Origin of the sequence: Paenibacillus sp. MY03 (assembly GCF_002165585.1) — a bacterium.
Classification (GTDB): Bacteria; Bacillota; Bacilli; order Paenibacillales; family Paenibacillaceae; genus Pristimantibacillus; species Pristimantibacillus agaridevorans.
On sequence record NZ_MXQD01000008.1, the window covers coordinates 22,801 to 48,375 of the forward strand.

The window sequence follows — 25,575 nt, forward strand, 5'->3', positions numbered from 1 at the left end:
ATGAAACTGCTGGCCGGACTCGATATCGGCGGTACCAAATGCGCGGCAAGCATCGGAGCGGCTTCGGACGGGACGATTGAGTTGCTGGACAAAAAACAGTTTCCGACGCCTTCGACGCCGGAGGAAACGATTATACGCCTGGGAGATACGTTAACCGAGCTGCTTGCCTTGCAGGGGGCCGATGCCGTCCCTGCAGGCATAGGCATTAGCTGCGGCGGACCGCTGGACAGCCGGACGGGACTCGTGTTGTCGCCGCCCAACTTGCCCGGCTGGGACAACATCGACGTTGTGTCCCCCATTCGGGAACGTTTTGGCGTCTCTACGCTGCTGCAAAATGACGCCAACGCATGCGCGCTGGCCGAATGGCAGTGGGGAGCCGGCAAGGGGCTGGACCAGATGATATTTTTGACTTTCGGCACGGGCATGGGAGCGGGACTTGTTCTTAATGGCAAGCTGTATTCCGGGACCAACGACATGGCGGGCGAAATCGGACATATTCGGATGGCCGACGACGGGCCGGGCGGATACGGGAAGACAGGATCGTTCGAAGGCTTCTGCAGCGGCGGGGGCATTGCGCATCTGGCTCAACTGGAGGCGCTAAAGCGGCTGCAGCGGGGAGAACGCCCCCCGCTTTGTCCGAGCCTCGAGCGGCTCCCTTTTCTTGACGCCCGAACGGTGGGGAAGGCAGCCGAGGGCGGCGACGAGTTGGCGTTGGCCGTCATGCGCCAAACGGGAGAACGGCTGGGCGCAGGGCTTGCGCTGCTGGTCGACCTGCTAAATCCGCAATGCATCGTAATCGGCAGCATATACGGCAGGCAGCAATCGCTGCTGGAGCCTTATGCCGTGGCCAAACTGAAAGCGGAGGCTCATCCAAGGGCCCTTGCCGCCTGCCGGATTGTGCCTGCCTTTTTCGGGGAACAGATCGGCGACTACGCAAGCCTTTCGGTAGCCTTGTATGCATCGGCTGACAATAACTGAAAAATAAAATTCGGACGAAAGGCGGGCACAAATGCCCGCCTTTCGTCCGTTTAATAGAGAGGAAAAAGGAAGGAATAAGATTACAGGCGTCGGCCAATGATTATCCCCGTTCCAACTGGCCTTTTTGCAGCCCGTACAGCGACTTGGTTGGCAGATGATTATAGACTGCACCATGGACACAGGGCTACATTGTGGAGGACAGCTGCTCAAATTTAGTTTAATCATTAAGAATTTATGCGGACGGAGGTGAATGCAATGTTGCGGCGAATCTCGATACGGAACGGCTGGTTGTACGCCATGCTGGTACCCGGGCTGCTGTTTTTCCTTCTGTTCAAATACTTGCCGATGTGGTGGGTTTTGATCGCTTTCCAGAATTACCAGCCCGCGCTGGGATTTGCCGGTAGCGAATGGGTAGGTTTTAGTCATTTTGTCCGTTTTTTTAACGAACCGACGTTTTGGATGTTGTTCCGCAATACGGTTATTTTGGCGGTTTACAACATCGGATTGTTTTTCCCGCTGCCGATCATAATCGCGCTGCTGCTAAACGAATTGAGGCGTCAATGGTTCAAAAAGCTTGTACAGACCTTTATCTATATCCCCCATTTCTTTTCCATCGTTGTCGTTGTCGCCATTTCTTATGTGCTCTTTACGACGGAAGGCGGCTTAGTCAATGAATCCATCGTGAGGATGGGCGGGGAAAAGGTCGCGTTTTTGACGGCGCCGGAATGGTTTCGGCCAATGGTTACGTTGCAGGTGATCTGGAAGGAAACCGGCTTTGGAACCATCATCTTTTTGGCTGCGCTGGCGGGAGTCGATCCACAATTGTACGAAGCCTCGAAAATCGACGGGGCCAATCGCTGGCACCAGCTCTGGCACATAACGGTACCGGCAATTAAAAGCACGATTATTATTTTGCTGATTTTGAGGCTGGGCAATTTTCTCGACACCGGCTTTGAGCAGATGCTGCTGATGATTAACGCGCTTAATCGCGACGTCGGCGAAGTGTTTGACACCTATGTCTATACAAACGGCATTATTCAGGGGCAATTCAGCTATTCCACGACGGTAGGATTGTTTAAGTCGGTTGTAGGATTGCTGCTGGTTGTCGGGGCGAACTATATGGCGCGCAAGATGGGCGAGGAAGGGGTGTATTGACAACCATGCTGCGACGAACATCCGTATCGGGTCTTATTTTCGATATTAGCAATTATTTGTTTTTGGCGGCCATGGCGCTTGTGACGCTCCTGCCGTTCGTTCATATTGCAGCCGGATCGTTTGCGACGTCGGCGGAGGTGCTTGGCAGCAAATTTCTGCTTTTTCCGAAAACGTTTTCTTTGGAAGCATATCGTTTCATTTTCTCCGAGCCTACCTTATTGCGAAGCATTGGCGCCACCGCCTGGATTACAATCGCGGGGACTGTCATCAATATGGCGATGACGGCTTTAATGGCGTATCCCTTGTCCAGAAACATTAAAGGGAAACGGCCCATCATGGCGCTTATCGTGTTCACTCTATTATTTAGCGGAGGAATGATTCCAAGCTTTTTCGTCGTAAAAGGTCTGGGGCTGCTGAACACGTATTGGGCGCTTTGGCTGCCTGTAGCCATCAATCCGTTTTATTTGATCATCTTGATCAATTTTTTCCGACAGCTGCCGGTCGATTACGAAGAATCGGCCAAAATGGACGGAGGCAGCGATCCCTATATTTTGTGGAAAATCATTATACCGTTGTCTTTGCCTGCCATGGCCACTTTTTCCCTGTTTTACGCGGTGGCGCATTGGAATACGTTTTTTAACGCTATTATTTATATAAACGATTCGGCAAAGTGGCCTATCCAGGTACTGCTGAGACAGATCGTTATCATGTCGTCCGGGGGCATTGGCGACGTAAGCTACAGCACCGAAGCGCAATACGTGGTGCCGCCGCAAACGATCAAGATGGCTGTTATTGTAGTAGCTACCTTGCCTATTATTGCGGTATATCCGTTTCTGCAAAAGTATTTTGCGCAAGGCATGCTGCTAGGCTCCGTGAAGGGGTAGGGTCGATATCCGGCACAGAGATTTCATCGACCCGGATTTATGTATACAATAAAATGAGGGAAGGCGGGTTATGAACATGAAAAAGAGATTAGGGTTCAATCGAGCAAACGGGTTTGTCGTCTGGTTAATGGTGTTGGCCATGATAGCGGGGTGCGCCGGCGGAAACAACAGTCAACCGGGAGGGACCGATCCGGCCAATCCAACATCCTCGGTCAAGCCGAGCGCATCCGAGGGAGAAGCGGCCCCCGGCGAACCGCTGCGCATCAGCGTCATCGCAACCTATTACACGCCGCAGCCGCCTGATACGACGAATTCGGCCTGGGTCAAGCTGCAGGAATTGACCAATACGAAGTTGGACATGACCTGGGTGCCGCGTTCCGCTTATGATGACAAGATCAGTATATCGCTGGCTTCCAACGATTTGCCGCAAGCGATGCTGGCGCTTAATTATACGGCGGCTCCGCTTGTAAATGCCATTAAGACAGGCGCTTTTTGGGAGATCGGTCCTTACTTGTCCGAATTCCCTAATCTGAGCCAAATGAATGAGCTGCAATTCAACTTTACGAAGGTCGAGGGCAAAACGTACGGTTTGTACCGTCCAAGATCGATTGCCCGCCATGGCATTACGTTCCGCCGAGACTGGCTGGAGCGGCTTGGCTTGCAAGAGCCTGCGAATCCGGAAGAACTGTATGAGGTGTTGCGCGCGTTTACGAAAGACGATCCCGACAATAACGGACAGGACGACACGCTGGGATTGGGCGAATACAAAGATATAGAAGCGTATTTGCTGCCGCACGTCACTTCGTGGTTCGGAGCGCCGAACAAGTGGAGCGTGGAGAACGGGGAGTTCGAAGCGGAATTTATGACTCCCGAGTATTTGGAGGGGCTTAAGTATATTAAGAGGCTTTACGACGAAGGGCTTATCAACCGCGATTTTGTCGTAACGGAGGAGTTGCAGCGGACCACGATGTTTTCGCAAGGGAAATCGGGCGTGCTGCTTGGCAACAATGACGGCGCGGCCACATTGAAAAACGAAACGCTGAAGTACAATGCGGACGCCGTCGTCGATTTGATGGGCAATATTGCTGGACCGAAGGGCGAACGCGTATTTGCGCAGCAAGGTTATACCGGCGTCTATCTGTTCCCGAAATCATCCGTAAAAACGGAAGAGAATCTGAAGCAAATTCTCGGATTTTTTGACCGCCTGCTGGAAGCGGACGCGATCAACGTGATGGCCTGGGGCGTGGAAGGCGAGCATTATCGCATCGTGGACGGCCATGCCGAACAATTGATTAAGCAAGAGGAGAAATCGCTGCTTACCGATGGGCTGAACGAGCTGAGCATCGACGACAAATCCCAGCGTCTGGTGGCCAAAGGGGCAGACGAATTGCTGCTTAAAGGGGAAAAACGCATACAGGACAATGCCGCCATCGCCGTTCCAAATCCGGCGCTGGGACTGGAATCTGCGACATGGACGCAGAGCAAAAGCGAATTGGACAAAATCATCAATGACGCCAAAATCAAATTCATTACAGGCCAGCTGGACGAAGCTGGATGGGAGTCGGCAATCGCTGCCTGGCTAAAGGCAGGCGGACAGAAGGTATTGGCGGAATTCGCCGACAGTTTAGCTAAATCGCAGTAGGAACCAGAGGCCGGGAGACGATAACTCCCGGTCCAATCCGGCAAATGCGGGGTGAGAAGGGATGGCAAAGTTTCGGGTCGGTTACTTTAGGAAGCTGTTTTTGTTTTGTTTTTGCATCGGGGTCGTGCCGGTTGTCGCGCTCGGATGCTTTGCCTATTTCAAGACATCCGAGCAATTGCTGGAGAAGGCGGGCAGCCGCAATGCGGATATGGTGGAACAAACGTTGCTGCGCATGGAGCAGAGGCTCAAAACGGTAGACAATACGCAGACCCAATTCGTAAATTCGCCGCTTGTCGTCAAAGCGATGGGGCAGCCCCTGGACGCCGGCAATTACTTGCTATACGAGGAATTGATCCAATCGCTGCATCGGCTGCAAACGTATGAATTCGGATTGAGCGACGTGTTTTTGATCAACTTCGGACAAGATTGGATACTGGGCAGCGGCGGGAAAAACGCGTACAAGGAAAGTGCTTTTGCGCCTGTTTTTGATTCTTATTCGGATACTGCCCGCTTTTCTTATTGGGCGAACGAGCAGATGCCGATGCTAAACAACGTCTATCATACGGTGCTTGTCAAAAAGGTGTTGTTCAGCAATTTGCAGCTGATGGGTCTGGTTGTGGCGTTGTTGCCGTCCGAGGAGCTCAGCCGCATGATCCCGGTGACGGATGAATACGGCGAAATGTTCGTGCTCGACGAGCATTATCGGATCCTAGCGGCGGGCAACCGGTCCTGGATCGGCACGGATCAATCCGATAACGTCTCGCTTGCGCGGCTGCAGTCGTCGGCAGAAGAAGCGGGACAATACGAGGTTGACGCAAGCGACGACAAACCTCATGTAATAACATATCGCAAATCGGGATATAACGGGTGGATCTATGTTTCCAAAGTGTATATTTCCGAAGTAACCCGGGAGTCCCAGGCGATCGGATGGGTGACGCTGGCTATTTGCTCGGGACTTATCCTGCTCGTATGCCTGCTGGCGCTGCAGGTTTCGCGAAGTTTGTACCGGCCGGTGGACCGCCTGTACGGTTTGGCGCTGCAGTCGGCAAGCACGGGCGGGGGATCGGGCAAGCGTGACGAGTTTTATTGGATCGAATCGACTCTGCACGGATTGTTGGGCAATCAGCGCCATATGAGCGGGCAATTAAGAGAATATTTCACCCACAAAATGCTGCAGGGCGCAGTCGGCAAGGAGGAGATGTTCAAGCGAATTCGTCGGCAGGAACTGCCCGATTGGCGCTGGATGCGCGTCATTTGCCTGCAAATCGAAACGTTAGAGGGCTCGAGATACAATGAGCAGGACAAGGATTTGCTTTTATTCGCCATCAACAATATCGCCGGGGAAATTATTCCGGAAGCTTCGCGCCTGTCGCCCGTTCTGACAGGCGGAATGCAAGTGACGGTTGTAGGCGGAGGCGCGCTTCCGGAAGAAGAAGACAAGCGGTTGACGAGCGAGCTGGCGCATGCCTTGCAACAAGCGGTGGAAAGGTACTTGCAGCTGAAGACCAATCTGGGAATCAGCTATGCCGTCGAGGAGCCGCTGGCACTGCCCGAAGCCTACCGGGAGGCAAAAGAAGCGATGTCGTACGGCATCAGGCTGGGACGGATGTCGGTTATCTTTCTGGAGGATGTCTACCAAGAGCTTGCGATTTCGCCTGCGGCGTTTCCTCAGCATATCGCTTCGGCACTGCTGGAGCAGATCAGGCTGCTGGACGTCGGGCAGGCGGTGACGCTGCTGAACGAGTTTTTGGCTTTTGTTGCAGGAAAGCCGATCAGCCATCAGGAACTGCAGCTTTATTTGATGCGACTGCAAGGGGAGTTGCTGCGCCTGCATCAGGACAGCGGCGGGACGATGCAGGAGCTGTTGACGGACGATAAAAGGATGTTGCCGGATGTGCTTGCGCTAAAAACTACGGAGGAAATCGGCCATTGGTTCGCGGATACGATGATTAAGCCGATTGTCGCGGCAATGGAGCGGCGCAGAAATAAGCAAGCAGCCTCCATCTCCGAGCAAATGCTGGACATTATCCATCAGGAGATCGAAACGCCGTTGACGCTGGAGGCATTAGGCTCCCGGTTGAACTATCATCCCGAATATATCGGACGTGTCTTCCGCAAGGAAACGGGCACGGCGTTTGGCGATTACGTAGCGAGACAGCGGCTGCAATTGGCCAAACGATACTTGAACGAAACGACGATGACCATAACGAGCATCTCCGAAAAACTGTTGTACAACAAACCGCAAAATTTCATTCGCTATTTCCGCAAAATGGAGGGCATTACTCCCGGCCAATACCGGGATCGCCATCAATTCGGGAGCAACGTAACGAAGGGGGAGGGCGAAGAAGAGACATGAAATTCAATCGTAAGAAAATGCGGGACGTCGAGACGGGCAGAGCGTACACCGTATTCGCTCAGCGCGGCTTCGATACCGGCTTGATGTATTTTACATCCATGTCCTGGTTGTCTGACAATCGCCATCTCGTGTTATGCGCAAGGATTAACGGAAAACGGCAATGCAGTTACGTCAAGATGGACACCGCGACAGGGCAGGCCGAAACGATCGCGGACAATCGTTCGTGGGCCGGCGGCGTCGTATCGGCCGACGACAAGCTGTATGTCGTTCGCGAACGACTCGTGGAGGTTCATGATCTGGTGACCGGAGAGAGCCGGACCGTATGCGAATTGCCGCAAGGCTGCGCCTTTCATGAGCCGCCATCCATAACGGCCGACAACCGTACGCTGGGACTGTATTGGTTCGACGGAACGGATTGGGTAATCGGCATCTGCGAGCTTGAAACGGGGCAAGTTGAAGTAGCGGCCACTCCGCGTTTTTCCGAGCCCTATCCCGTGGCTAACCATGCCATGATCAATCCCCGCAATCCGCATTTGGTGTTTTACGCGCATGAAGGCAAGACGGAGCATATTCCCGATCGCATGTGGGCGGTGGACAGGACGACCGGACAATCGCGCAATTTGTATCGGCATCGTACTGTGGGGGACGGCGGCGAGCTTGGCGAATATATCGGCCACGAGATGTGGGCGCCTCAAGGCAACGAACTGTATTACGTCAAATACGTGCATAGTCCGCTCAAGCCTACCGGCGTGTTTGCCGTGAATGTGCGGGACGGGGAGTCGAAACATCTAAACGGGGATTACCCGTATTGGCATGCCGCCCCCAGCCCCGACGGAAGATGGGTCGTCGCGGATACGTTTCAGCATCCCAGTCGAATTGTCTGTATTTGCACGACAACGGGGCACTCGGAATTGCTTTGCACCGTGCGGAGATGGAACGATCATCCCGGACATCCGCATCCGTCCTTCAGTCCGGACAGCCGCCGCATCGGCTTTACTTTGGCTGGGGCGAACAAACGGCTTCAAGTGGGCATTATGACTTTATTTTAGAAAGAAGGAGGAACAGGCGTGAACAGAATGGAGGAACAACGTGGCATGGCCGGACCGACGGTGCATATGATCGGCAATGCGCATCTTGATCCGGTATGGCTGTGGCAATGGCAAGAAGGGTTTGCGGAAACCAAAGCGACGTTCCGCTCGGCGCTTGACCGGATGAAGGAGTTTCCGGAGTTTATTTTCACTTGCGCAGGCGCCGCTTCCTATAAGTGGATCGAAGACAATGATCCCGCCATGTTCGCGGAAATATCCGAGCGGGTCGCGGAGGGCAGATGGGTCATCGCAGGCGGCTGGTGGGTGCAGCCGGACTGCAACCTTCCGTCCGGCGAGTCGTTCGCCAGACATTCGTTATACGGACAAAGGTATTTTCTGGAGAAATTCGGGAAGGCGGCCAAGGTCGGCTATAATGTCGATTCGTTTGGCCATCATGCGATGATGCCGCAGCTGTTGAAGTTAAGCGGCATGGAGCACTACGTTTTTATGCGGCCGGATAAGCGGGAGAAGGAGCTTCCGGCGGATTTATTTCTGTGGGAAGGCGCGGATGGAAGCCGCGTAACCGCGTATCGTATTCCTGGCGGCTACAACACCCATCAGTCGCAGCCGGCAAGACCCAAAATCGCGGAGGCACTGGAACAAGTTAACCAGACGGGAACAGATGCGATGTGCTTTTACGGCGTGGGCAATCATGGCGGAGGTCCGACGATTGCCAATATTCACGAAATCAGGGTTATGCAGCGCGAGTATGGCAAGGATGCCATTTCGTTTAGCTCGCCCGACGCGTTTTTTGACAAGGCGCTGCTTGGAGGGCATAAGCTGCCGGTCGTGACGGGCGACATGCAGCATCACGCCAGCGGCTGTTATTCGGCGCATTCCGAAACAAAGCGGCTTAATCGCAAGGCAGAGCAGCGTCTGCTCACGGCGGAGAAGCTGTCCGTCGCGGCGCATCGTTTGCTGGGTCATGCCTACGAAAAGGATTTCCTGCGTCAAGCCTGGGAAACGATTATGTTCAACCAGTTTCACGATATTATGGGAGGCTGTTGCATCGAGGAGGCCTATGAGGATGCCCGGGAGGGCTACGGCCATGCGCTGTATTTGGGAGGAGTCGTTCAAAACGGAGCGCTGCAGCGTATCTCCTGGGCCGTGGATACGATGCGCGAAGGCATCGGTTATTTGGACAAAAATCAGGAGAGAACCTTGTGGGAGCAACATGATCTAGGCGTGCCGGTCGTCGTGTTTAACCCGCATTCGTGGGCAGTGACCGCACCCGTCGTTGTGACCCAGCAGATGAAAGGGACAACCGACGAGTCGGGGAAAGCGCTGTCCGTTCAGCATGTACGCGCGTCGCGTACCAACGGCGGCGACAAGTACGATACTTTGTTCATGGCTGAAGTGCCGGCTTACGGCTATCGTTTGTACTGGATTTACCGGAACAAAAGCCATGGGGCTGCGACGGCAGGCCAGGTAGCCGCAACGGAGACTTCGTTGGAGAACGAGCTTGTGCATCTGGAGTTCGACAAGCGAAGCGGGGGGATTGCCAGGCTGCTCGACAAGCGGTCCGGCGTGGACTTGATAAACGGCATCGGCGGTCAGCCGATCGTGATCGACGAAAACGAATGCGATACATGGGGACACAATATGTTGAGCTTCCGCAAGGAGACGGGCCATTTTGGTGAAGCAAAGCTGTCAGTTGCGGAGTCCGGGCCGCTTCGCGCGACGCTCCGGACGACGAGCGTATACGGTCAGTCGACGCTGCGTCAGGATTTCACCATCTATGCGGGAAGTCCGGTCGTTCATGTGAAGGTGAAGCTGGATTGGCGCGAGAAGCATAATATGCTGAAGTTGGCTTTTCCGCTGGCGCTTAAGCAGCCTGCGGCCACGTATGAGATCCCTTACGGCTATTTGGAGCGTCCAGTCAACGGGGAAGAAGAGCCGTCGCAGCGGTGGGTCGACGTATCGGGTTTGACGGAGCAGGGAAAACGCGCGGGTTTGGCGTTGCTGAACGACGGCAAATACGCTTTCGACGTGCTGGATAGCGAATTGAGAATGACGGCGGCGCGAGGAGCGATATACGCCGATCATTACGGAGAGAGGGACGAATGGTGCGAGTATATGGATCAAGGCGTGCAAGAGTTCCGCTATGCGCTTGTTCCGCATGAGGGCGACTGGCGCGCGGCCGGCGTCGTTCGCGAGGCGGCTGTACTCAATCAACCGCTGCTGCATGTAGTGGAGACGTACCATAAAGGAAGTTTGCCTCCCGTTCTCGAAGGCGTTCGGGTGTCGGTATCCAATGTGGCGTTGGAGGCTGTTAAATGGGGGGAGGACGGAGATTGCTACATTGTTCGTTGCCGGGAGACGGACGGGAGGGGAGCGGAAGCGACGATCGAATGCCATTGGCTGAACCGGTCGTGGACCGCCAAATTCGGATGCGGCGAAATCAAGACGTTTAAACTGCCGTTCGATCTGGAGCTAGAAGTGTCGGAAGTCAATTTGCTGGAAATGCAATAATCTTTGCGCTGCAAATTTATCTTTACAATTGGGTTGTTTGTCTAGTATGATTAAAACGTATTAACTTAATGATAAAGATAATGTTGTAAAAAACAATACGCAACGGAGCCGGTCAGACCGATGAAACGGGGGTATAACCATGTGCGCATCTCAAGATCGTTTTATAGACAACCGTTTGCTGCTGCAGACTAATGTGGATGACATGAATCCCGAATTTTGTCCCTATGTGATCGATAAGCTGCTGGCAGCGGGCGCGAGCGACGCTTATTGGATCCCTGTTATTATGAAGAAAGGCCGGCCCGGGCTGATGCTCAATGTCACGTGCGGACCTCAAGCGGTGGACGCCGTGGAGGAAGTGATCTTTACAGAGACCACGACGCTAGGCATTCGCCATGTGCCGGCCCGGACGCATTGCTTGGGCAAAGAACTGAAAAAAGTGCGAACGCGCTTTGGGGAATTAAGGGTCAAGGCGGGCTATTATAAGGGGCGCATGGTTCAGTTTTCTCCGGAATATGCGGATTGCGAGTCGGCGGCAGCCGCTTACCAAGTACCGTTGAAGACGGTTTTTGACGAAGCGAGGATCTGCTTTGCTTTGCAGGAGGGGCAGCTGCCGGATTAAGGGGGCTTGGCGGATGCAAGGAATCGTTCCACCCAATAAACTTAATCAATAAGTAATAAAGTGAGGAGAAGGAGAGACCATGAGTACGGTTAAAGCGATAATATTCGATTTCGACGGTACCATTTCCACGCTGCGCGCCGGCTGGGAGGAAGTCATGATACCATTTATGCAAGAAAGCATCGCGGGCGGCCGTGCTTTAACGGAGGCGGAGGAAGCGCGGCTGAAGGCGGAGGTGGAAAGCTACGTAGATCAATCGACCGGCATTCAGACCGTGTTTCAGATGCAGTGGCTGGCGGAGACGGTTCGGCGTTACGGCTGGAACAACGAGGTTATGGATCAGTGGCAGTACAAGGCCGAATACAATCGGCTTCTGATGGAGAAAGTGGAGCGGCGCTTGCAGCTTCTCGAGAGCGGCGAGCTGGAGAGAGAACATTTCTTGATCAAAGGATCGGAGCAATTGCTGGATCGGCTGCGCCAGGCGGATATTGCGCTATACGTAGCCAGCGGAACGGATCACCCCGATGTAGAGCGCGAAGCGAAGGCACTTGGCGTTTATCGTTATTTTGCCGGGATACATGGCGCGCCGCTTCGCCAGGCGGAATGTCCGAAGGAGAAGATCATCTCGGATTTGCTCGGCTCCGGCGCGACGGCTGCGGAACAAATGGCGGTTATCGGAGACGGCAAAGTGGAGATTACGCTGGCCAAGGCCAGCGGTGCTGCGGCCTACGGGCTGGCAAGCGACGAGCTGCGGCGTGAAGGCATCAATCCGGTTAAAGAAGCCAGGTTGCTGGCTGCCGGGGCGGACTGGATTGCCGGGGATTTCCTGAACTTGGAGGAATGGCTCGGCAGGCTTGGTTTAGGATAGGTTGTAAACGCTGCACGAAACAGAAGATGATCGATTTGAGAGAGGAGAGTGATCGCAATGGCCGATGTATTGCCGTTCCCGAGATTGTCGCTTGCCAAGGTATCGACCAATTCCGTGCATGATCGGCACAATCTTGTGACCATTCGCAATATGGCCCGACCCTATGAAGACGAACGACCGGCCTGGAACGGGGCGACTTCGCCCCAATGGACCGATCTCATCGATCGGATCGTAGAGGCGCGTTGCGCAGGGAAACCGGTCATCTGGTCCATGGGCGCTCATGTCATTAAAAACGGATTGTCCAGATACGTTATCGAACTGGTTCGCAACGGCGTCATCACGCATGTGTCCGGCAACGGGGCAACAAGCATCCACGACTTCGAATTGGCCTTTCTCGGCGAAACGTCGGAGGATGTGGCCCAATCGATCGAGGACGGATCGTTCGGGATGTGGGAGGAAACAGGCAGATACATGAATGAAGCGATAAGGCAAGGCAGCGCGACTGGCCTTGGGTATGGCGAAAGCTTGCATCGTTACTTGTCGACCCACCCGGAACGTTTCCCCTATTATGATGATTGCGTCTTTGTTCAGTGCCAACAGTTCGGCGTGCCGTATACTTGCCATATTTCGATCGGAACAGACATCATTCATCAGCATCCTATCGCAGATTATGAAGCGCTGGGGCAAGCAAGCGGCCGTGATTTTCGCACAATGTGCCAGTCCATCGCAGGATTAAGCGAAGGCGGCGTCTTTCTTAATTTCGGCTCAGCCATTTCGGGTCCCGAGATATTTTTGAAAGCGGTCAGCATGGCTCGCAATACCGGGTTAGGCATGAAGGGCATCACCGCTGCGAATTTCGACATCGTGCCGGCTGACGCCAGCAGGAAACCGCCAGAGACGGCGTCCGACTATTATTATCGTCCAAGGCGAAATTTCGTAGATCGGTTGGGGCAGATTGACGGTACCGGCTACCTGTTTCAGGGATTGCATCAGGAGACCATCCCTGCCCTGTTCCATACGGTGCTGGATCGGATAAAGGAACAATCCTTGACTTTTCGGCCTGTAGACCGCGGGGCGGCGCCGAAGCTTGAGCGGGAACGCATGCAGCTGTTCCCGATCGCGGAGAGGAACAGTAAATTCAAGCTGGGGTCGGCAGTATCCGAACATCGGCAGTTGTCGGAGAAATATGACCCGCCTCAATTCGCTGAAATGGCGGAGCGGCTGAGAGAAAGCAAAAAAAACGGCAAGCCCCTCCTGGTTTCGTTAGGCGGCAATGTGCCGGGCAGCGGAACGACTGCTGCCATAGGCGAGTTGGTAAGGCAGGGCATGATCGATCATGTGGCGGTAAACGGCGCTTGCGCTTTTCAGGATTTGGAATTGGCTGCCTTTGGTCATACGGAAGAGGATAGCAACGGAGCGTTGAGCAACGGCAGGCTTGGCATGTGGCGGGAACCGTCGGAGATCGTTAACGAGGCGCTTGCTGCCGGTTATCCGCTCGGGCTGGGCTACGGTGAAAGTTTGATCGCTTATGTACAGCAACATACCGAAAAGTTCCCGTTTCTCGCCCATAGCCTGATCGGCAGTTGCATAGACGGAGGCATTCCTTATACGGTGCATATTACGATCGGCACGGATGCGGTGCAGCAGCATCCTGATGCTGATTTTCGACAGCAGGGAGGAGCGAGCGGCCGGGATTTTCTGATCTATTGCTCGACGGTTTCGCAGCTTGAGGGCGGGGCTTTTCTGAATTTCGGCTCCACGGTCATCGGCCCGGAGGTTTTTCTCAAGGCTTTGTCGATCGTACGCAATTTGCAGCATACGGTCAAAAATATTACAACGGCTAATTTTGATATTGTCAAGCTTGGCAACTACCATATGAAAGTTGGCTATGAGGACTGGGACTATTACTATCGACCAAGGAAAAACATAATTCATCGGCCGACGAGCCTTGGCGGCAAAGGGTATCATTTCGAAGGGATGCATCAGGAGACAATTCCGGCGCTGGCCAAGCAATTGCTGAGAGATGTCAACGGCAGAGAGGAACACATATAAATGGAGAACAAACATTTAATTGCTGCGGGGCATCTGCATGTTTATGAAGGAATGTCCAGGGAACGCGTGGAGGAAATTATCGAACGGATCGGCTATTTGCGGGCGGCGGTAATCGGGGATGGCTGTCTGGATGTCTATTGGGATGCGGATATGTCGTTGAGCACGCTATCCCGGGAAACGCCGCATTATTCGTTGCCGATCATCGGAGAGCGGGTGTCTCCAGGAGCGGGCGGCAATGTGGCTATGAACTTGCGGGCGCTTGGCTGCCGGGAAGTGTCGTTTTGCACGGCAACGGCGGATGATTGGCGAGGAAATTTGCTGCATCGATGTTTGGAGGATAGCGGGATTAACGATAGCTACAGTCTGAGTCTCAAACAGTGGGTGACGCCGGCATATTGCAAGCCTATACGCCATGGGCTTCAGGGAGTCAGTCAAGAAGACCCGCGTCTGGACTTTATTAATCGGCGTGCTTTGAGTGCGGATGAGGAGAAACAATTGATAGCGGCGCTTGATGAAATGATGCAATCGGCGGATATAGTGGCAGTTACCGACCAGTTGCCGCTAGGGATCATAACGGAAGCAGTGCGAGTCAGATTGCGGTTCTGGTCGGCTCGGGGAAAACAAATCGTGGTGGACAGCCGCGACCGGATCGGCAAATTTAACGGCATCTGCATCAAGCCTAACGAAATCGAATCGCTGCGGGCACTGGGCCTGGATCCTCGCGAAGGCGAGATTTCTTGGGAACAGCTTCTAAATGCAGGTAAGCAGCTTCAGAACAATAATGAAGCTCCGTGCTGTATGACGATCGGCTCCCGTGGAGCCTTGTGGTTCGACGGCGGAACGCCGGTCTGGGTTCCGGGTCAACCGGTGCAGCCTCCCTTGGATATTGTCGGTGCCGGAGATCATTTCGCATCCGCGTTTCTTTGTGCAAGAGGTGCGGGGTGCAGCGGTCCGGAGTCCATGTTTTTTGCTCAGCTTGGCGCCGCGGTAGTCATTCGTAAGTTAGGTATGACGGGAACAGCCGACAGGCGCGAAATACTGGCGAGGTATGATGAAATCATAAATGGGAAATCGGAAAGCAAGCAGCAGTAATCGGCCTTGCGACCAGGCAGGATGACAGGGATTTCGCTTGTGTTTGCCGGAGCGGAAGATTAGAATGAATAGCAAGCGAGATTGCGAGTTTGCAATTTATTATTTTTTCGCATAAGGGAGCTATGGAGATGGCGGAATCAAAAGTGTTATATCTGCAAAAGGTCAAAAATCAAAATGTGTCGCATATCCTTCATAAAATATGGGAGCATGAGGCGGTATCCAGAATCGAGCTTGTACAAATGACGCACTTGACTTCTGGCACAATTACAAATTTGACGCAGGAGCTCATATCACACCGCCTGATTAAAGAATCGGAATCGATATCGGATTCGGTTGGCCGCAAGCGCGTGAATTTGAGATTTGACAACAGCTACTTTTATATTATCGGAATTGATATTGGCAGAACTTCCGTCAGTGTCGTATTAAGCGAGTTGACCGGCAATATTGTTGATACGGTGGAATACGGTACGGAAGGGATTACCAACCCGGAAGAAGTGCTGGCGCTCATCGAGCCGTACGTACATAAATTGCTGGGTCAGGCGGAATCCCGAAAACGAAAAGTGATTGGCATTGGCGTTAGCATTCCGGGGCCAATGGATCAGCGCACCGGCAAATTGATCAATCCGCCGGGATTTCCCGGATGGGCGGGATATCCGATTCGCCCAACGCTGGAGGAGCGCTTTAAGACAAGAGTTTTTATCGAAGATGACGCGCGAACTTCGGCACTGGCAGAACGTTGGTACGGCATAGGACGAGATGGACGCGATTTGGTATTCGTTACGATGGGAATGGGTATTGGCGGCGGAATCGTTCAGAATGGCCGAGTGCTGCATGGTACAAACGGCTTGTACGGCCAAATCGGGCAAATGAGCCTGATGACGCATGGCGGCGCCGGAGATGCTATTAGTTATGACTGCTGGGAAAATCTCGGATCAATCCCCGGCATCCTGAAACGATGGTCAGGCAATGGGGACTTTCGCGATTATATCGTTCAGGTTCGGGCGCAGGAACCGCATGCGGTTAAAGTCATGGAGGATACGCTTCGCATGCTGGAGGCCTCGCTTACTTCGTTAATCAACTTGTATGATCCTGATGTCATTGTGTTGGGCGGCAAACTTTATCCTTATCTTTCTCCACATATGGAGGCCATTGTTGAAAACGTTCGTTCTCGCGTCTTTGATTTTGTGCAGGAACGCGTCATTATCGAGAAGGCTTTTTATGGGCAAATGCAGAGCTTGATGGGAGCCGTTGCGCTTGTTTTTGGTCATGTGCAGGAAAATCCCCTGCTCGTTCTAGGAGCCGACTAATGTGCCGATAGAACCAGAGCATGCCGGAAACGGCGCTTGACCGTTAATTAACTTAATCTATAAATTATATACCGTTGATTATGGAGGTTGTTCGGATGTTGCTAACGGTTGAAAAGCTCGAGAGACGGGTAAAGGAATTATCGCCGTTTCGTTATACGAATAGGCAGGAGATTGGCCAGTTCTTATTTTGGAAAGATGAGGCTGCGGAAGTTGCGGCAATGCCGCCGCAAGATGCGGAGTGGACTGAAGTAGGTCTTGGATATCGCTGGGGAGATCGTGACGTAACGGCTTGGCTCCGAACGGAAGTCACGCTGCCTGCGCATCAGGGGCGCAACATTGTGGGTCTGTTCAATTTCGGCAAAACGGGGCCCGGACACACTTCCGGCTTCGAGTCTCTGTTATTCATTGACGGTACGCCGTTTCAAGGGGTTGGCACCTTTCATCAGGAAGTGTTTTTTCCGGAGGAATTGGCCGGTCGGAAGATTGAGCTTTTGTTCAAGGTATGGAGCGGGCTTCCCGGGTTCGGGCCGCTGTCCGAACTTCGCCATATCCTTCAACAAGCCGAACTGACGCTGCTCCAACAGCAGACGGATGATTTGTACTTTACCGCCAGTGCTGCAATGGAGACGATTAAGGTGCTGGATTCTAATAGTTGGGAACGCCATGCGCTGGTTAAAGCCGTAGATCGGGCATTTCTGTTAGTGGATTATCGGAACCCTGGCAGTGCAGCATTTTATGAAAGTGTAACTGCCGCCGCGGTCAAGCTGCACGAAGAAATCGAAAGCATACCGAAAAATAATGAGGTTACGGTACGTGCCATCGGCCATACGCATATTGATGTCGCTTGGCTTTGGCGGTTGAAACATACACGGGAGAAGTCGGCTCGTTCATTTTCTACCGTACTTCGGCTGATGGAGAGATATCCCGAGTATGCGTTTCTGCAAACACAACCTCAGCTATACGATGATTTGTCACGAGATTATCCCGTGCTGTTCGAACAGATCAAGAAACGCGTCAAGGAAGGACGCTGGGAAGCTGGCGGCGCCATGTGGCTGGAATCGGATTGCAATATTCCGAACGGAGAGTCGCTGGTGCGCCAGTTGATGTACGGCATGCGTTACTATGAGCAAACCTTCGGCGTAAGCTGCGACTATCTCTGGCTTCCGGACGTATTCGGATATAGCTGGGCTTTGCCGCAAATTTTAAAGAAATCCGGCATCAACTACTTTATGACGACCAAAATCAGTTGGAACGTATACAATCGTTTCCCGCATGATACGTTCTACTGGCGCGGCATTGACGGCACGGAAGTGCTGACGCACTATATAACTACGCCCGAACCTGGGCAAGCAGCAGATAGCTTGACCAAGTATTATACCTACAATGGTCAGGTATTGGCCGAAACGGTGAACGGGATATGGAAAAATTATCGCGACAAAGAGGTCAACGATGAATTGCTGCTTGCATACGGCTGGGGAGACGGCGGAGGCGGTCCTACCCGCCATATGCTGGAGATGCGTCGAAGATTAGAGCATATGCCGGGCTTGCCTCGTGTTACTACCGGAAGGGTAGACGAGTTTTTTCACCAACTGGAGCATACGGTGGATAAAAGCGATCGTTATGTGCATCGTTGGAACGGCGAGCTTTATCTGGAGCTCCATCGCGGCACGTATACGTCGCAAGGCTATGTGAAACGCATGAACCGCGAGATGGAATCGCTGCTCCATACAGCGGAAGCCGCAGGGGTACTTCATGGGATTGTAAGCGGGTTCAAAGATTATCCTAAAGACACGCTGGATGAAAGTTGGAAAATCGTATTGCGCAACCAATTTCACGATATTCTTCCGGGTTCGTCTATTGCCGAAGTTTATGAGGATTGCCATGTGGAATATGGCGAAGCAGAACGACTTGCGCGCGAAGCGTTAGGAACCAGCTTGTCGGGCCTTGCAGGACGTTTGCCGTTAGCGCCTGCCGGGGAACAATGCTGGATCGTTGTAAATTCGCTAGGAATGGCAAGAGACGAATTGGTCGAACTGGCATGGCAGGAAGATTTTGCGATTGGAGGCAGCTGGACGGATGCGGACGGCAACCATCTGACAGCCGAGGCGGTTGTCAAAGAATCGGGAGAGCGTTCGGTACTCGTTCGAATTCCGAACATTCCCGCATTTGGTTATAAGACCATTTCGTACAGTTCGGCCGTGGAGTCTGCCGTAAGCGTTGCAGAGCCATCCATTATCGTCAAAGAGCAAGGTTTATCCACGCCATTTTATGAGTTGACCTGGAATTCGCATGGCCAATTGGACCGTTTATATGACAAGCGAACGGAAAGGGAATTAATTGCCCCGGGCGAAGCTGCCAACCGTTTTGATGTTCACGAAGATAAGCCGACTGCTCATGACAACTGGGAAATCGATATTTTCTATTACGAGAAACATCGCCAGATTAATGGGCTGCAGTCGGTTGTAATCGCAGAGAACAATCCATTGCGGACGGTCGTGCGCATGACCTGGAATGACGGCGAAACGACGATCAAGCAGGATATGATCGTATATCCGGACAATCCGCGAATCGACTTTGTGACTTGGGTGAACTGGCAGGAGCGCGAGCAGCTGCTGAAGGTTGCATTTCCGTTGAATGTCAGCTCTACCTATGCCACGCACGAAATTCAGTTCGGCAATGTACGCAGGCCGACACACTGGAATACGAGCTGGGACTTTGCCCAATTCGAAACCTGCGCGCAGCGGTGGATTGATCTATCTGAGCGCGGCTGCGGAGTCAGCTTGCTCAACAACTGCAAATATGGCCATGATGTCCGGGACAATGTGATGCGGCTGACTTTAATCAAGTCCTCCAACGATCCGGATCCGACTTGCGATTTAGGAGAGCATGTATTTACCTATTCCTTGCTGCCTCATGACGGAGATTGGTTCGAAGCCGGAACGTTGGAGCAGGCCGCAAGGTTAAATACAAAGCCTGAAACGTTAAAGCTCTCTAATCTGGCGCAAGGTTCTGCAGAAGCGATACCACTGACTTTTGGCCTGTTAGCTATAGAAGGCGGACATGTGGTCGTGGACACGGTTAAACGTGCCGAGGATTCGGACGCTTTGATTGTGCGCTGTTACGAGTACGCAGGCATGCGCGGCAACGTATCCCTCAGGTTTAACGCTTCCGTAGCGGAAGTGGCGGAGGTGAACCTGATGGAACGCGAAGCACGGGAGATCGCTCATCAGTCAAATCAGTTTGCGGTTCACTTCACCCCTTATGAGCTTAAGACGTTCAGGGTGGTACTAAGTTAGGACATGAGGAAAAGCCGACCACGAGGTCGGCTTTTTGGCGTCGGCGGTTAGAATGGCGATGCATGATGCCTTGCTACGCTTCCCGTGCTCCATGGTTAGTTTCCTTGCAGCGCCGGATCTAGCGTTTCATGCCAAATACGCAGCGCTTCGGCTGTAGACGGCTGCAAGGAAGCTCCGGTTCTGGTTTTTAGGGTGAAAGGAAGACCTTGCAAAGCGGCCAAATATTTGGCGGTAGCGGTAAAGCCGTTGGAAATCAGCGCATCCAGGCATATAAGTTCGCGATGTAGCGGTTGAACTTCATCATCCACAATTCCGCCGTTTTGCTGCAATCGGTTCCAAAGTCTGATATTGAGATTAGCCATGGCTGTGGAGGTAATGGCCATAATGCCGTTCGCTCCAGCGGTGATAGCCTGCACAAGAAAAGCCGTATTCGCTTGAAATACAAGGCTGTCCGGCGCTATGGCAAGTTTGGCCGTGATGCCTTCCAACGTCGAAGTGGTATCTTTGATCCCGCTTATCCCATGTTCGGAGACCAGTGTCCCGTACACTTCCGGCGGGATATAGTGCGGGGCTACGCCGGGAAATTCATACAGGATGAGCGGCAAGGGTGAGGAAGTCGCCAACTCGGCGAAATAATGCAACAGACGACTAGGATCATGTCCATAATCATTGGGCGGTACGGCTACCAATGCAGAAACTCCGGTTTCGGCCATCCGCAGAAGCTCGTCGCGATGGGCGGTCGGGTCGCTTCCAGCGTTGGCAGTTGCTACAACAGGGATATTTCCGGCACGTTTTACGGCGATTCGTGTCAGTTGCAGCCGTTCTTCGGCGTTTAAAGTAAGCAATTCGCTGCTGCCGCATGAAGCGAAAAGCGCTTGGGGCTGTTGCGACAATTGCCAGTCGACATAACGTTCATAGGTTGCATAATCGATTTCTCCCGATTCGTGAAAAGGGGTAAGCAGCAGAGAGTAAACACCTTTGACTGGTACAGATGCAGTTGGGTTATTCATATGATCGCGTCCTCCTGTTTGTGGGTATGATGTTCGTTCGGGCTATGATGATGATGATCACCATGGTGGTGATGGTGATGGTGGTCGGAATGCCGGGATTTTTCCTGGTGCGAAGAGGGGGCGTCTCTCTTTTGACGCGACTGTCCAAGCGTTGTCGATTGATGCGATGACAAACGTCCGACAACAGCGCGCAGCACATTGGGACGATTAGGCAGATCCCGTGTACCTGCGCCATAACCAATATGCTCTACAATCATGGATGGCAGCCCGGTCAGGAAATAATCGGCCAGTCCCGCCACGATTGCAGCGCCTGTTGGCGTCGTCAATTCGGCATTGACTTCGGAATGGACGATCGGAACATCCAGCAACAACTCGAGAGTAGCTGGCGCGGGTACGGGATATAAGCCATGATCGCACCAAATATAGCCGCTTCCAAGCGGAATTGGAGACGCGATGAGAAGGTCGGCGCCCAACGAATCGAGGGCAAGAGCGACGCCGATCATATCGATAATCGAGTCCAGGGCGCCTACTTCATGAAAATGAACATGTTCGATCGGAACATTGTGAATACGAGCTTCCGCTTCCGCCAATTTGGCAAACATGGTTAAGCTGTCTTTGGTCACCCTCTCGTTAAAATTTGAAGCTTTTATGATTTGAATAATATCCGAATAATGACGATGATGCGATGGAGCCGTTTCGTCGTCAGTCGTTATCTCCAGCTTGATAGAGGAAATACCTTCCTTCATAACGGGCCGCCAGTGCAGAGTGAAGGGCTCTGTTTGCAACTTTAACAGCTCTTCCGCGATATATTCGCGGCTCGCCCCGGCGTGGACCAAAGCGGCTAAAGTCATGTCGCCGCTAATGCCGGAGAAACAATCCAAATAAACGGTTTTTAGCATAAAGGGCTCCTTTCCGTCATAGAAAGCAACTTGATGATGCGTATGGCGGCACAAGCCGCGCCGAATCCATTATCGATATTGGTGACCGTCAGTCCTGGGGAGCAGGAGCTGAGCATAGCCAGCAGCGGGGTGATACCGCCAAGACCTGCTCCGTATCCGACGCTGGAAGGAACGGCAATGACCGGTTTGGATACAAGCGAGCTCAAAACACCAGGCAGAGCGCCCTCCATGCCGGCTATAACGATTATGACGGCCGATTGGCGAATGTCCGGCAGTTTGACGAGCAACCGATGCAATCCGGCAACTCCCACATCATAGATACGATTGACAGGGAGTCCAGCGAATTCAATGGTCAAAGCGCTCTCTTCGGCAATCGGCAGATCGGAAGTTCCGGCACATACGATAGCTATCGTTGGACGATCTTCCGCCACTTCGGGCTGCATGTTTCCGATAGTAAGCACTCGTGCGGCATTATGATAGATTGCGCCAGGTATATGTTGCTGTATATAAGACGCTTTGTCCGCAGATACCCTGGTGGCTAGAACAGGGAGTTGATTGTCGGCAAGTTTTCTCGCAATGGCGCTGATCTGCTCGGCGCTTTTGCTTTCGCCATAGATGACCTCGGGAAAACCGGTGCGTCTTTCCCGGTCCAGATCGATCCGCGCGAAATCAAATTCTGCGATTTGACCTTCGGGCATGCCGCCAGCGATCATGCCGATCTGCCTGGCCGCGGTTGCGATATCCGTTTCTCCTGCTTTCACGGATTGCAGTAACTGTTCCAAATGGTTCATCATGCACCTGCCTCGTTAACGTGGGGGGGAGCTCCCAGCCGTTCATTCATGCTGCCAGTTCGATACCCTTGCAAGTCGAGCGTCACATAGTTAAAACCGAGCTGCCGCAGGCGGCGATCAACTTCGGCGTTGTATTTAAACATTAATTCCATCTCATCGGGGTCGATTTCAATACGGGCGATTTCTCCATGGTGTCTGACTCTGACCTGATAGAAGCCGAGAGAGAGCAGATAGGTTTCAGCTTCATCCAGTTGATCGATTTTTTTCCTGTCGATTTCAGTACCGTAAGGAATACGCGACGACAGACAGGCAAAGGACGGTTTGTTCCAGGTCGGAATCCCCATCGCGTAGGATAATTGCCGAATTTCCAACTTGGATAAGCCGGCTTCCTGCAAAGGACTGCGCAGTCCTTGCTCTTGCTTGGCTTTAAGGCCAGGCCGGTAATCGCCCAAGTCATCGATATTGGATCCGTCCCAAATAAATGAACAGTTCAGCTGCTGCGCCGCCTCGTTTAGATGGGAATAAAGTCCGGTTTTGCAATGATAGCATCGATCGGGTTGGTTAGCGACGAATTGCGGGTTAGCAAACTCGGAAACCGATGTTTCGTGCACCGCGATGCCGTAACGCCTAGCAATCAAAATGGCGGCATTATATTCGCGGGTCGGGAAGGTTTCCGATGCGGCGATGGCTGCGACAACTTTTTCTCCCACAAGCCGATGCGCGCGAATAAGCAAGTAGGTACTGTCGACGCCGCCGGAATAAGCCAACATTATTTTTCCTTCCCCGGCCATTTGGGTAATGATTTCGCCTAGGCGGCGGTCTTTATCTAACGTTAGCCGGTCAGGCGGCTCCGTTGCTTGCTTTATCGACATGGGAATAGTTCACCTCATTTCAACAAGGATGTTATGGTTTACATTCAATCGACTCCATTATACAATAATCTTAATCAATAAGTAAATTACATTTCGCCAATTATGCAAAAGGATTAGAGAGGGGATTTGGCATATGCACGCAACAAATCTGTACAGAAGCTTTCGCAACTATGGTTGCAGGATTACCGATGATTTAATGTACAAAGGTTATCGTTCGCTCATTGTGGAGAATGAGCTTTTGCTCATTCATATCCTGCTGGACAAGGGCAGCGAACCTATCCGGTTTTTACACAAACCGACCGATATGGATTTGATTTGGGTAACCAGAATGGGTATCCAGCCCGCTCATGCTCTGTTTCCCGATTATCAGACGACCTATACGGGAGGGTGGCAGGAAATGTTTCCGGAGGTCAGTTACACGCATGAGCTGGGCGATGCGATGATCCATCGCGGAGAATCTGCGGTAACTCCCTGGGATTACGAGATATTGTGCGACAATGAAGCGGAAGTGAGGATAAAGCTGACTAACCGCTTGCGTTCGATGCCTTTTCTCATTGAAAAAGAAATCTGTTTAAAATCCGGAGAAGCCATTTTTAGAATCAATGAAAAAATAACGAATGAATCGCCAACGGTCGAATTGCATGCTAATTGGGGACATCATCTGGCCTATGGCAAGCCGTTCCTTACTGAGGCAACCAAGGTCGAGTTTTCGGAAGGCGCCGTTGTTTGCAATCCGGTTAGCGGAGAAAGCTGGAGCTGGCCGCACGCAAAGCAGGACGGACAAAGCATTGATCTATCGCAAATGGCTGCGCCGGGTACAGCGCGAGATTTATTGTATATAGAGGCGCCGGATTATCGTTACACGCTGCGAAGACCGGAGGATGGAATTCGCTTAAATGTCTCGTGGGATGGTAATACCTGGCCTTATTTATGGTATTGGCAAAACTTCCAGCCTGCGAGCGGCGCTCCTTTTTATGGCTGCGAATACAATATCGGTCTGGAGATGTTTAACGTGATTCCAAAGCTGAAACTTGCCGAAGCGGCGAAAGCCGGTCAAGCTATCGTTTTTCCGCCCAGGCATACCGTCAGTTCTTGGCTGACCTTCGAAGTAACGGTGAGTTAATTTTTTTTGACAAAACAGGAACAAATGTTCTAAAATGGAGAAAAATGATTCGGAGTTGAATGCCGGTGACCGCGAAATACGAATGGAAAAAGAACGACAAAGCTTTGTATCTGCCGAAGGAGGAGCCGGCCATTATCGAGGTTCCTGTCATCAGGTATTTTATGATCAGCGGAGAGGGCAATCCCAATTACGAACCATTTCGGGAAGCCGTCGGAGTCTTGTACTCGTTGTCGTACGGGGTAAAGATGCTGCCCAAAAAGGGCGTGGCGCCGGAAGGGTATTACGAATATACGATTTTCCCTTTGGAGGGAGTATGGGATCTCGCGGTAGAGGCACGAGGATTAGAGGTACTGGACAAGGATAAACTTCTGTATACGATCATGATCAGACAACCGGATTTCGTTACGGAACCGCTGGCGATGGACGTGCTGAAAACCGTAAAAGCGAAGAAGCCGCATGTCTTGCTGGACAAGGTTATGTTCGGCGAGCAGGAGGAAGGATTATGCCTCCAGATGATGCACCACGGTTCATATGACGATGAGCCGAAAAGCTTCGCTAAAATGGAGCGGTATTGCGATGAGCACGGGTTAAAGCGAATCTCGAAGCTTCATAAGGAAATATACATATCCGACCCAAGGAAAACACAGGCTGACAAGCTTCGTACCGTGCTTCGTTTTCGAGTGGAGAAAAACGAATAAAAAACGATCGTCAGCAACGCATTGGCCAAGAAAACGTTAGGCTGGACGCCTCGGCATTCGTGGATCGATCATCGAGGAGAAACATCCTAATGAGTGCCGGTAAAAACATCAAAAGTCCAAGCTCTTGAGCTTGGACTTTTTGTTGATGCGGTCGAGAGGACTCGAACCTCCACGGCTGTTACACCACTAGAACCTGAATCTAGCGCGTCTGCCAATTCCGCCACGACCGCATGTCTGAAGTAACGAAATTTATAATAGCATGGCTTCCAAGAAAAAGTCAACGCCAATGCTAAAGTTTAAATTTTCAGCTTATTCCATCATTTTCTCGGCGCAATGGCATGGTACATAAATCCTTATAAATCGTGGAAAGGTAAAT

General features: G+C 52.4%; 19 protein-coding genes and 1 tRNA gene. 15 read left to right on the plus strand and 5 right to left on the minus strand.

Annotated elements, in window-relative coordinates; all coding sequences use genetic code 11:
• The 13 genes from B1748_RS09260 (at window position 1) to B1748_RS09320 (ending at window position 19,806) form a co-directional block, all read left to right on the plus strand.
• Window positions 1-978, plus strand: coding sequence for an ROK family protein (locus B1748_RS09260; RefSeq protein ID WP_087567618.1), 978 nt, complete (start codon window positions 1-3; stop codon window positions 976-978).
• Between the two features lie 234 nt (window positions 979-1,212).
• A complete protein-coding gene (locus B1748_RS09265) occupies window positions 1,213-2,133 on the plus strand; it encodes an ABC transporter permease (RefSeq protein ID WP_246608606.1) in 921 nt (306 codons plus the stop codon).
• Between the two features lie 5 nt (window positions 2,134-2,138).
• Window positions 2,139-3,017 (plus strand): carbohydrate ABC transporter permease, encoded by an 879-nt coding sequence (locus B1748_RS09270; protein WP_087567854.1) that lies wholly within the window; start codon window positions 2,139-2,141, stop codon window positions 3,015-3,017.
• Window positions 3,018-3,093: 76 nt separating this feature from the next.
• Entirely contained in the window at window positions 3,094-4,659 is a 1,566-nt protein-coding gene (locus tag B1748_RS09275; protein WP_179215497.1) for an extracellular solute-binding protein, read from the plus strand.
• Window positions 4,660-4,720: 61 nt separating this feature from the next.
• Window positions 4,721-7,015 (plus strand): helix-turn-helix domain-containing protein, encoded by a 2,295-nt coding sequence (locus tag B1748_RS09280; protein ID WP_087567620.1) that lies wholly within the window; start codon window positions 4,721-4,723, stop codon window positions 7,013-7,015.
• Window positions 7,012-8,064, plus strand: a complete 1,053-nt coding sequence (locus B1748_RS09285) for a hypothetical protein (protein WP_087567621.1) — start codon at window positions 7,012-7,014, stop codon at window positions 8,062-8,064. Before B1748_RS09280 ends, B1748_RS09285 begins: the two co-directional genes overlap by 4 nt.
• Before the next feature lie 27 nt (window positions 8,065-8,091).
• On the plus strand, window positions 8,092-10,575 hold the full coding sequence (locus tag B1748_RS09290) for an alpha-mannosidase (protein ID WP_256975612.1): 2,484 nt from the start codon (window positions 8,092-8,094) through the stop codon (window positions 10,573-10,575).
• A gap of 139 nt (window positions 10,576-10,714) precedes the next feature.
• The gene (gene larC2 / locus B1748_RS09295) at window positions 10,715-11,194 is read left to right on the plus strand and encodes a nickel pincer cofactor biosynthesis protein LarC2 (RefSeq protein WP_087567623.1); all 480 of its coding nucleotides are present in this window, start codon (window positions 10,715-10,717) and stop codon (window positions 11,192-11,194) included.
• A 79-nt stretch (window positions 11,195-11,273) separates the two neighbouring features.
• Window positions 11,274-12,059 (plus strand): HAD family hydrolase, encoded by a 786-nt coding sequence (locus B1748_RS09300; RefSeq protein ID WP_087567624.1) that lies wholly within the window; start codon window positions 11,274-11,276, stop codon window positions 12,057-12,059.
• A gap of 57 nt (window positions 12,060-12,116) precedes the next feature.
• A complete protein-coding gene (locus B1748_RS36795) occupies window positions 12,117-14,111 on the plus strand; it encodes a GSU2086 family protein (protein WP_179215498.1) in 1,995 nt (664 codons plus the stop codon).
• The gene (locus tag B1748_RS09310) at window positions 14,112-15,203 is read left to right on the plus strand and encodes a bifunctional heptose 7-phosphate kinase/heptose 1-phosphate adenyltransferase (protein ID WP_087567625.1); all 1,092 of its coding nucleotides are present in this window, start codon (window positions 14,112-14,114) and stop codon (window positions 15,201-15,203) included.
• A 128-nt stretch (window positions 15,204-15,331) separates the two neighbouring features.
• Window positions 15,332-16,510, plus strand: coding sequence for an ROK family transcriptional regulator (locus tag B1748_RS09315; protein WP_179215499.1), 1,179 nt, complete (start codon window positions 15,332-15,334; stop codon window positions 16,508-16,510).
• Window positions 16,511-16,605: 95 nt separating this feature from the next.
• Window positions 16,606-19,806 carry an alpha-mannosidase gene (locus B1748_RS09320; RefSeq protein ID WP_087567627.1) on the plus strand — a complete coding sequence of 1,067 codons (3,201 nt, stop codon included), beginning with the start codon at window positions 16,606-16,608 and terminating at the stop codon, window positions 19,804-19,806.
• A gap of 95 nt (window positions 19,807-19,901) precedes the next feature.
• Here the strand turns inward: B1748_RS09320 and B1748_RS09325 are convergent, their stop codons facing one another.
• From B1748_RS09325 to larE, 4 genes are read right to left on the minus strand one after another with little or no spacing between them, the layout of a single operon-like run.
• Window positions 19,902-20,816, minus strand: coding sequence for a dihydrodipicolinate synthase family protein (locus tag B1748_RS09325; protein WP_087567628.1), 915 nt, complete (start codon window positions 20,814-20,816; stop codon window positions 19,902-19,904).
• Window positions 20,813-21,715 (minus strand): nickel pincer cofactor biosynthesis protein LarC, encoded by a 903-nt coding sequence (larC, locus tag B1748_RS09330; protein WP_087567629.1) that lies wholly within the window; start codon window positions 21,713-21,715, stop codon window positions 20,813-20,815. The genes B1748_RS09325 and larC overlap by 4 nt, the downstream gene beginning before the upstream one ends.
• The gene (larB, locus tag B1748_RS09335; RefSeq protein WP_256975594.1) at window positions 21,709-22,509 is read right to left on the minus strand and encodes a nickel pincer cofactor biosynthesis protein LarB; all 801 of its coding nucleotides are present in this window, start codon (window positions 22,507-22,509) and stop codon (window positions 21,709-21,711) included. Before larB ends, larC begins: the two co-directional genes overlap by 7 nt.
• Window positions 22,506-23,378 carry an ATP-dependent sacrificial sulfur transferase LarE gene (gene larE / locus B1748_RS09340; RefSeq protein WP_087567630.1) on the minus strand — a complete coding sequence of 291 codons (873 nt, stop codon included), beginning with the start codon at window positions 23,376-23,378 and terminating at the stop codon, window positions 22,506-22,508. Before larE ends, larB begins: the two co-directional genes overlap by 4 nt.
• Before the next feature lie 133 nt (window positions 23,379-23,511).
• On the opposite strand from larE, the gene B1748_RS09345 reads away from it, so the two are divergent.
• The gene (locus tag B1748_RS09345; RefSeq protein WP_087567631.1) at window positions 23,512-24,501 is read left to right on the plus strand and encodes a DUF4432 family protein; all 990 of its coding nucleotides are present in this window, start codon (window positions 23,512-23,514) and stop codon (window positions 24,499-24,501) included.
• Between the two features lie 59 nt (window positions 24,502-24,560).
• Window positions 24,561-25,199 carry a GyrI-like domain-containing protein gene (locus B1748_RS09350; protein WP_087567632.1) on the plus strand — a complete coding sequence of 213 codons (639 nt, stop codon included), beginning with the start codon at window positions 24,561-24,563 and terminating at the stop codon, window positions 25,197-25,199.
• Window positions 25,200-25,345: 146 nt separating this feature from the next.
• On the opposite strand, the gene B1748_RS09355 is transcribed toward B1748_RS09350, so the two are convergent.
• Window positions 25,346-25,429 (minus strand) — tRNA-Leu (locus B1748_RS09355).
• Window positions 25,430-25,575 lie beyond the last annotated feature (146 nt).

What these genes read in the sequence shown, in the direction of transcription:
- B1748_RS09260 (WP_087567618.1), top strand. Translation starts at nt 1, where the DNA reads ATGAAACTGCTGGCCGGACTCGATATCGGCGGTACCAAATGCGCGGCA.
- B1748_RS09265 (WP_246608606.1), top strand. Translation starts at nt 1,213, where the DNA reads ATGCGGACGGAGGTGAATGCAATGTTGCGGCGAATCTCGATACGGAAC.
- B1748_RS09270 (WP_087567854.1), top strand. Translation starts at nt 2,139, where the DNA reads ATGCTGCGACGAACATCCGTATCGGGTCTTATTTTCGATATTAGCAAT.
- B1748_RS09275 (WP_179215497.1), top strand. Translation starts at nt 3,094, where the DNA reads ATGAAAAAGAGATTAGGGTTCAATCGAGCAAACGGGTTTGTCGTCTGG.
- B1748_RS09280 (WP_087567620.1), top strand. Translation starts at nt 4,721, where the DNA reads ATGGCAAAGTTTCGGGTCGGTTACTTTAGGAAGCTGTTTTTGTTTTGT.
- B1748_RS09285 (WP_087567621.1), top strand. Translation starts at nt 7,012, where the DNA reads ATGAAATTCAATCGTAAGAAAATGCGGGACGTCGAGACGGGCAGAGCG.
- B1748_RS09290 (WP_256975612.1), top strand. Translation starts at nt 8,092, where the DNA reads ATGGAGGAACAACGTGGCATGGCCGGACCGACGGTGCATATGATCGGC.
- larC2 (WP_087567623.1), top strand. Translation starts at nt 10,715, where the DNA reads ATGTGCGCATCTCAAGATCGTTTTATAGACAACCGTTTGCTGCTGCAG.
- B1748_RS09300 (WP_087567624.1), top strand. Translation starts at nt 11,274, where the DNA reads ATGAGTACGGTTAAAGCGATAATATTCGATTTCGACGGTACCATTTCC.
- B1748_RS36795 (WP_179215498.1), top strand. Translation starts at nt 12,117, where the DNA reads ATGGCCGATGTATTGCCGTTCCCGAGATTGTCGCTTGCCAAGGTATCG.
- B1748_RS09310 (WP_087567625.1), top strand. Translation starts at nt 14,112, where the DNA reads ATGGAGAACAAACATTTAATTGCTGCGGGGCATCTGCATGTTTATGAA.
- B1748_RS09315 (WP_179215499.1), top strand. Translation starts at nt 15,332, where the DNA reads ATGGCGGAATCAAAAGTGTTATATCTGCAAAAGGTCAAAAATCAAAAT.
- B1748_RS09320 (WP_087567627.1), top strand. Translation starts at nt 16,606, where the DNA reads ATGTTGCTAACGGTTGAAAAGCTCGAGAGACGGGTAAAGGAATTATCG.
- B1748_RS09325 (WP_087567628.1), bottom strand. Translation starts at nt 20,816, where the DNA reads ATGAATAACCCAACTGCATCTGTACCAGTCAAAGGTGTTTACTCTCTG.
- larC (WP_087567629.1), bottom strand. Translation starts at nt 21,715, where the DNA reads ATGCTAAAAACCGTTTATTTGGATTGTTTCTCCGGCATTAGCGGCGAC.
- larB (WP_256975594.1), bottom strand. Translation starts at nt 22,509, where the DNA reads ATGATGAACCATTTGGAACAGTTACTGCAATCCGTGAAAGCAGGAGAA.
- larE (WP_087567630.1), bottom strand. Translation starts at nt 23,378, where the DNA reads ATGTCGATAAAGCAAGCAACGGAGCCGCCTGACCGGCTAACGTTAGAT.
- B1748_RS09345 (WP_087567631.1), top strand. Translation starts at nt 23,512, where the DNA reads ATGCACGCAACAAATCTGTACAGAAGCTTTCGCAACTATGGTTGCAGG.
- B1748_RS09350 (WP_087567632.1), top strand. Translation starts at nt 24,561, where the DNA reads ATGCCGGTGACCGCGAAATACGAATGGAAAAAGAACGACAAAGCTTTG.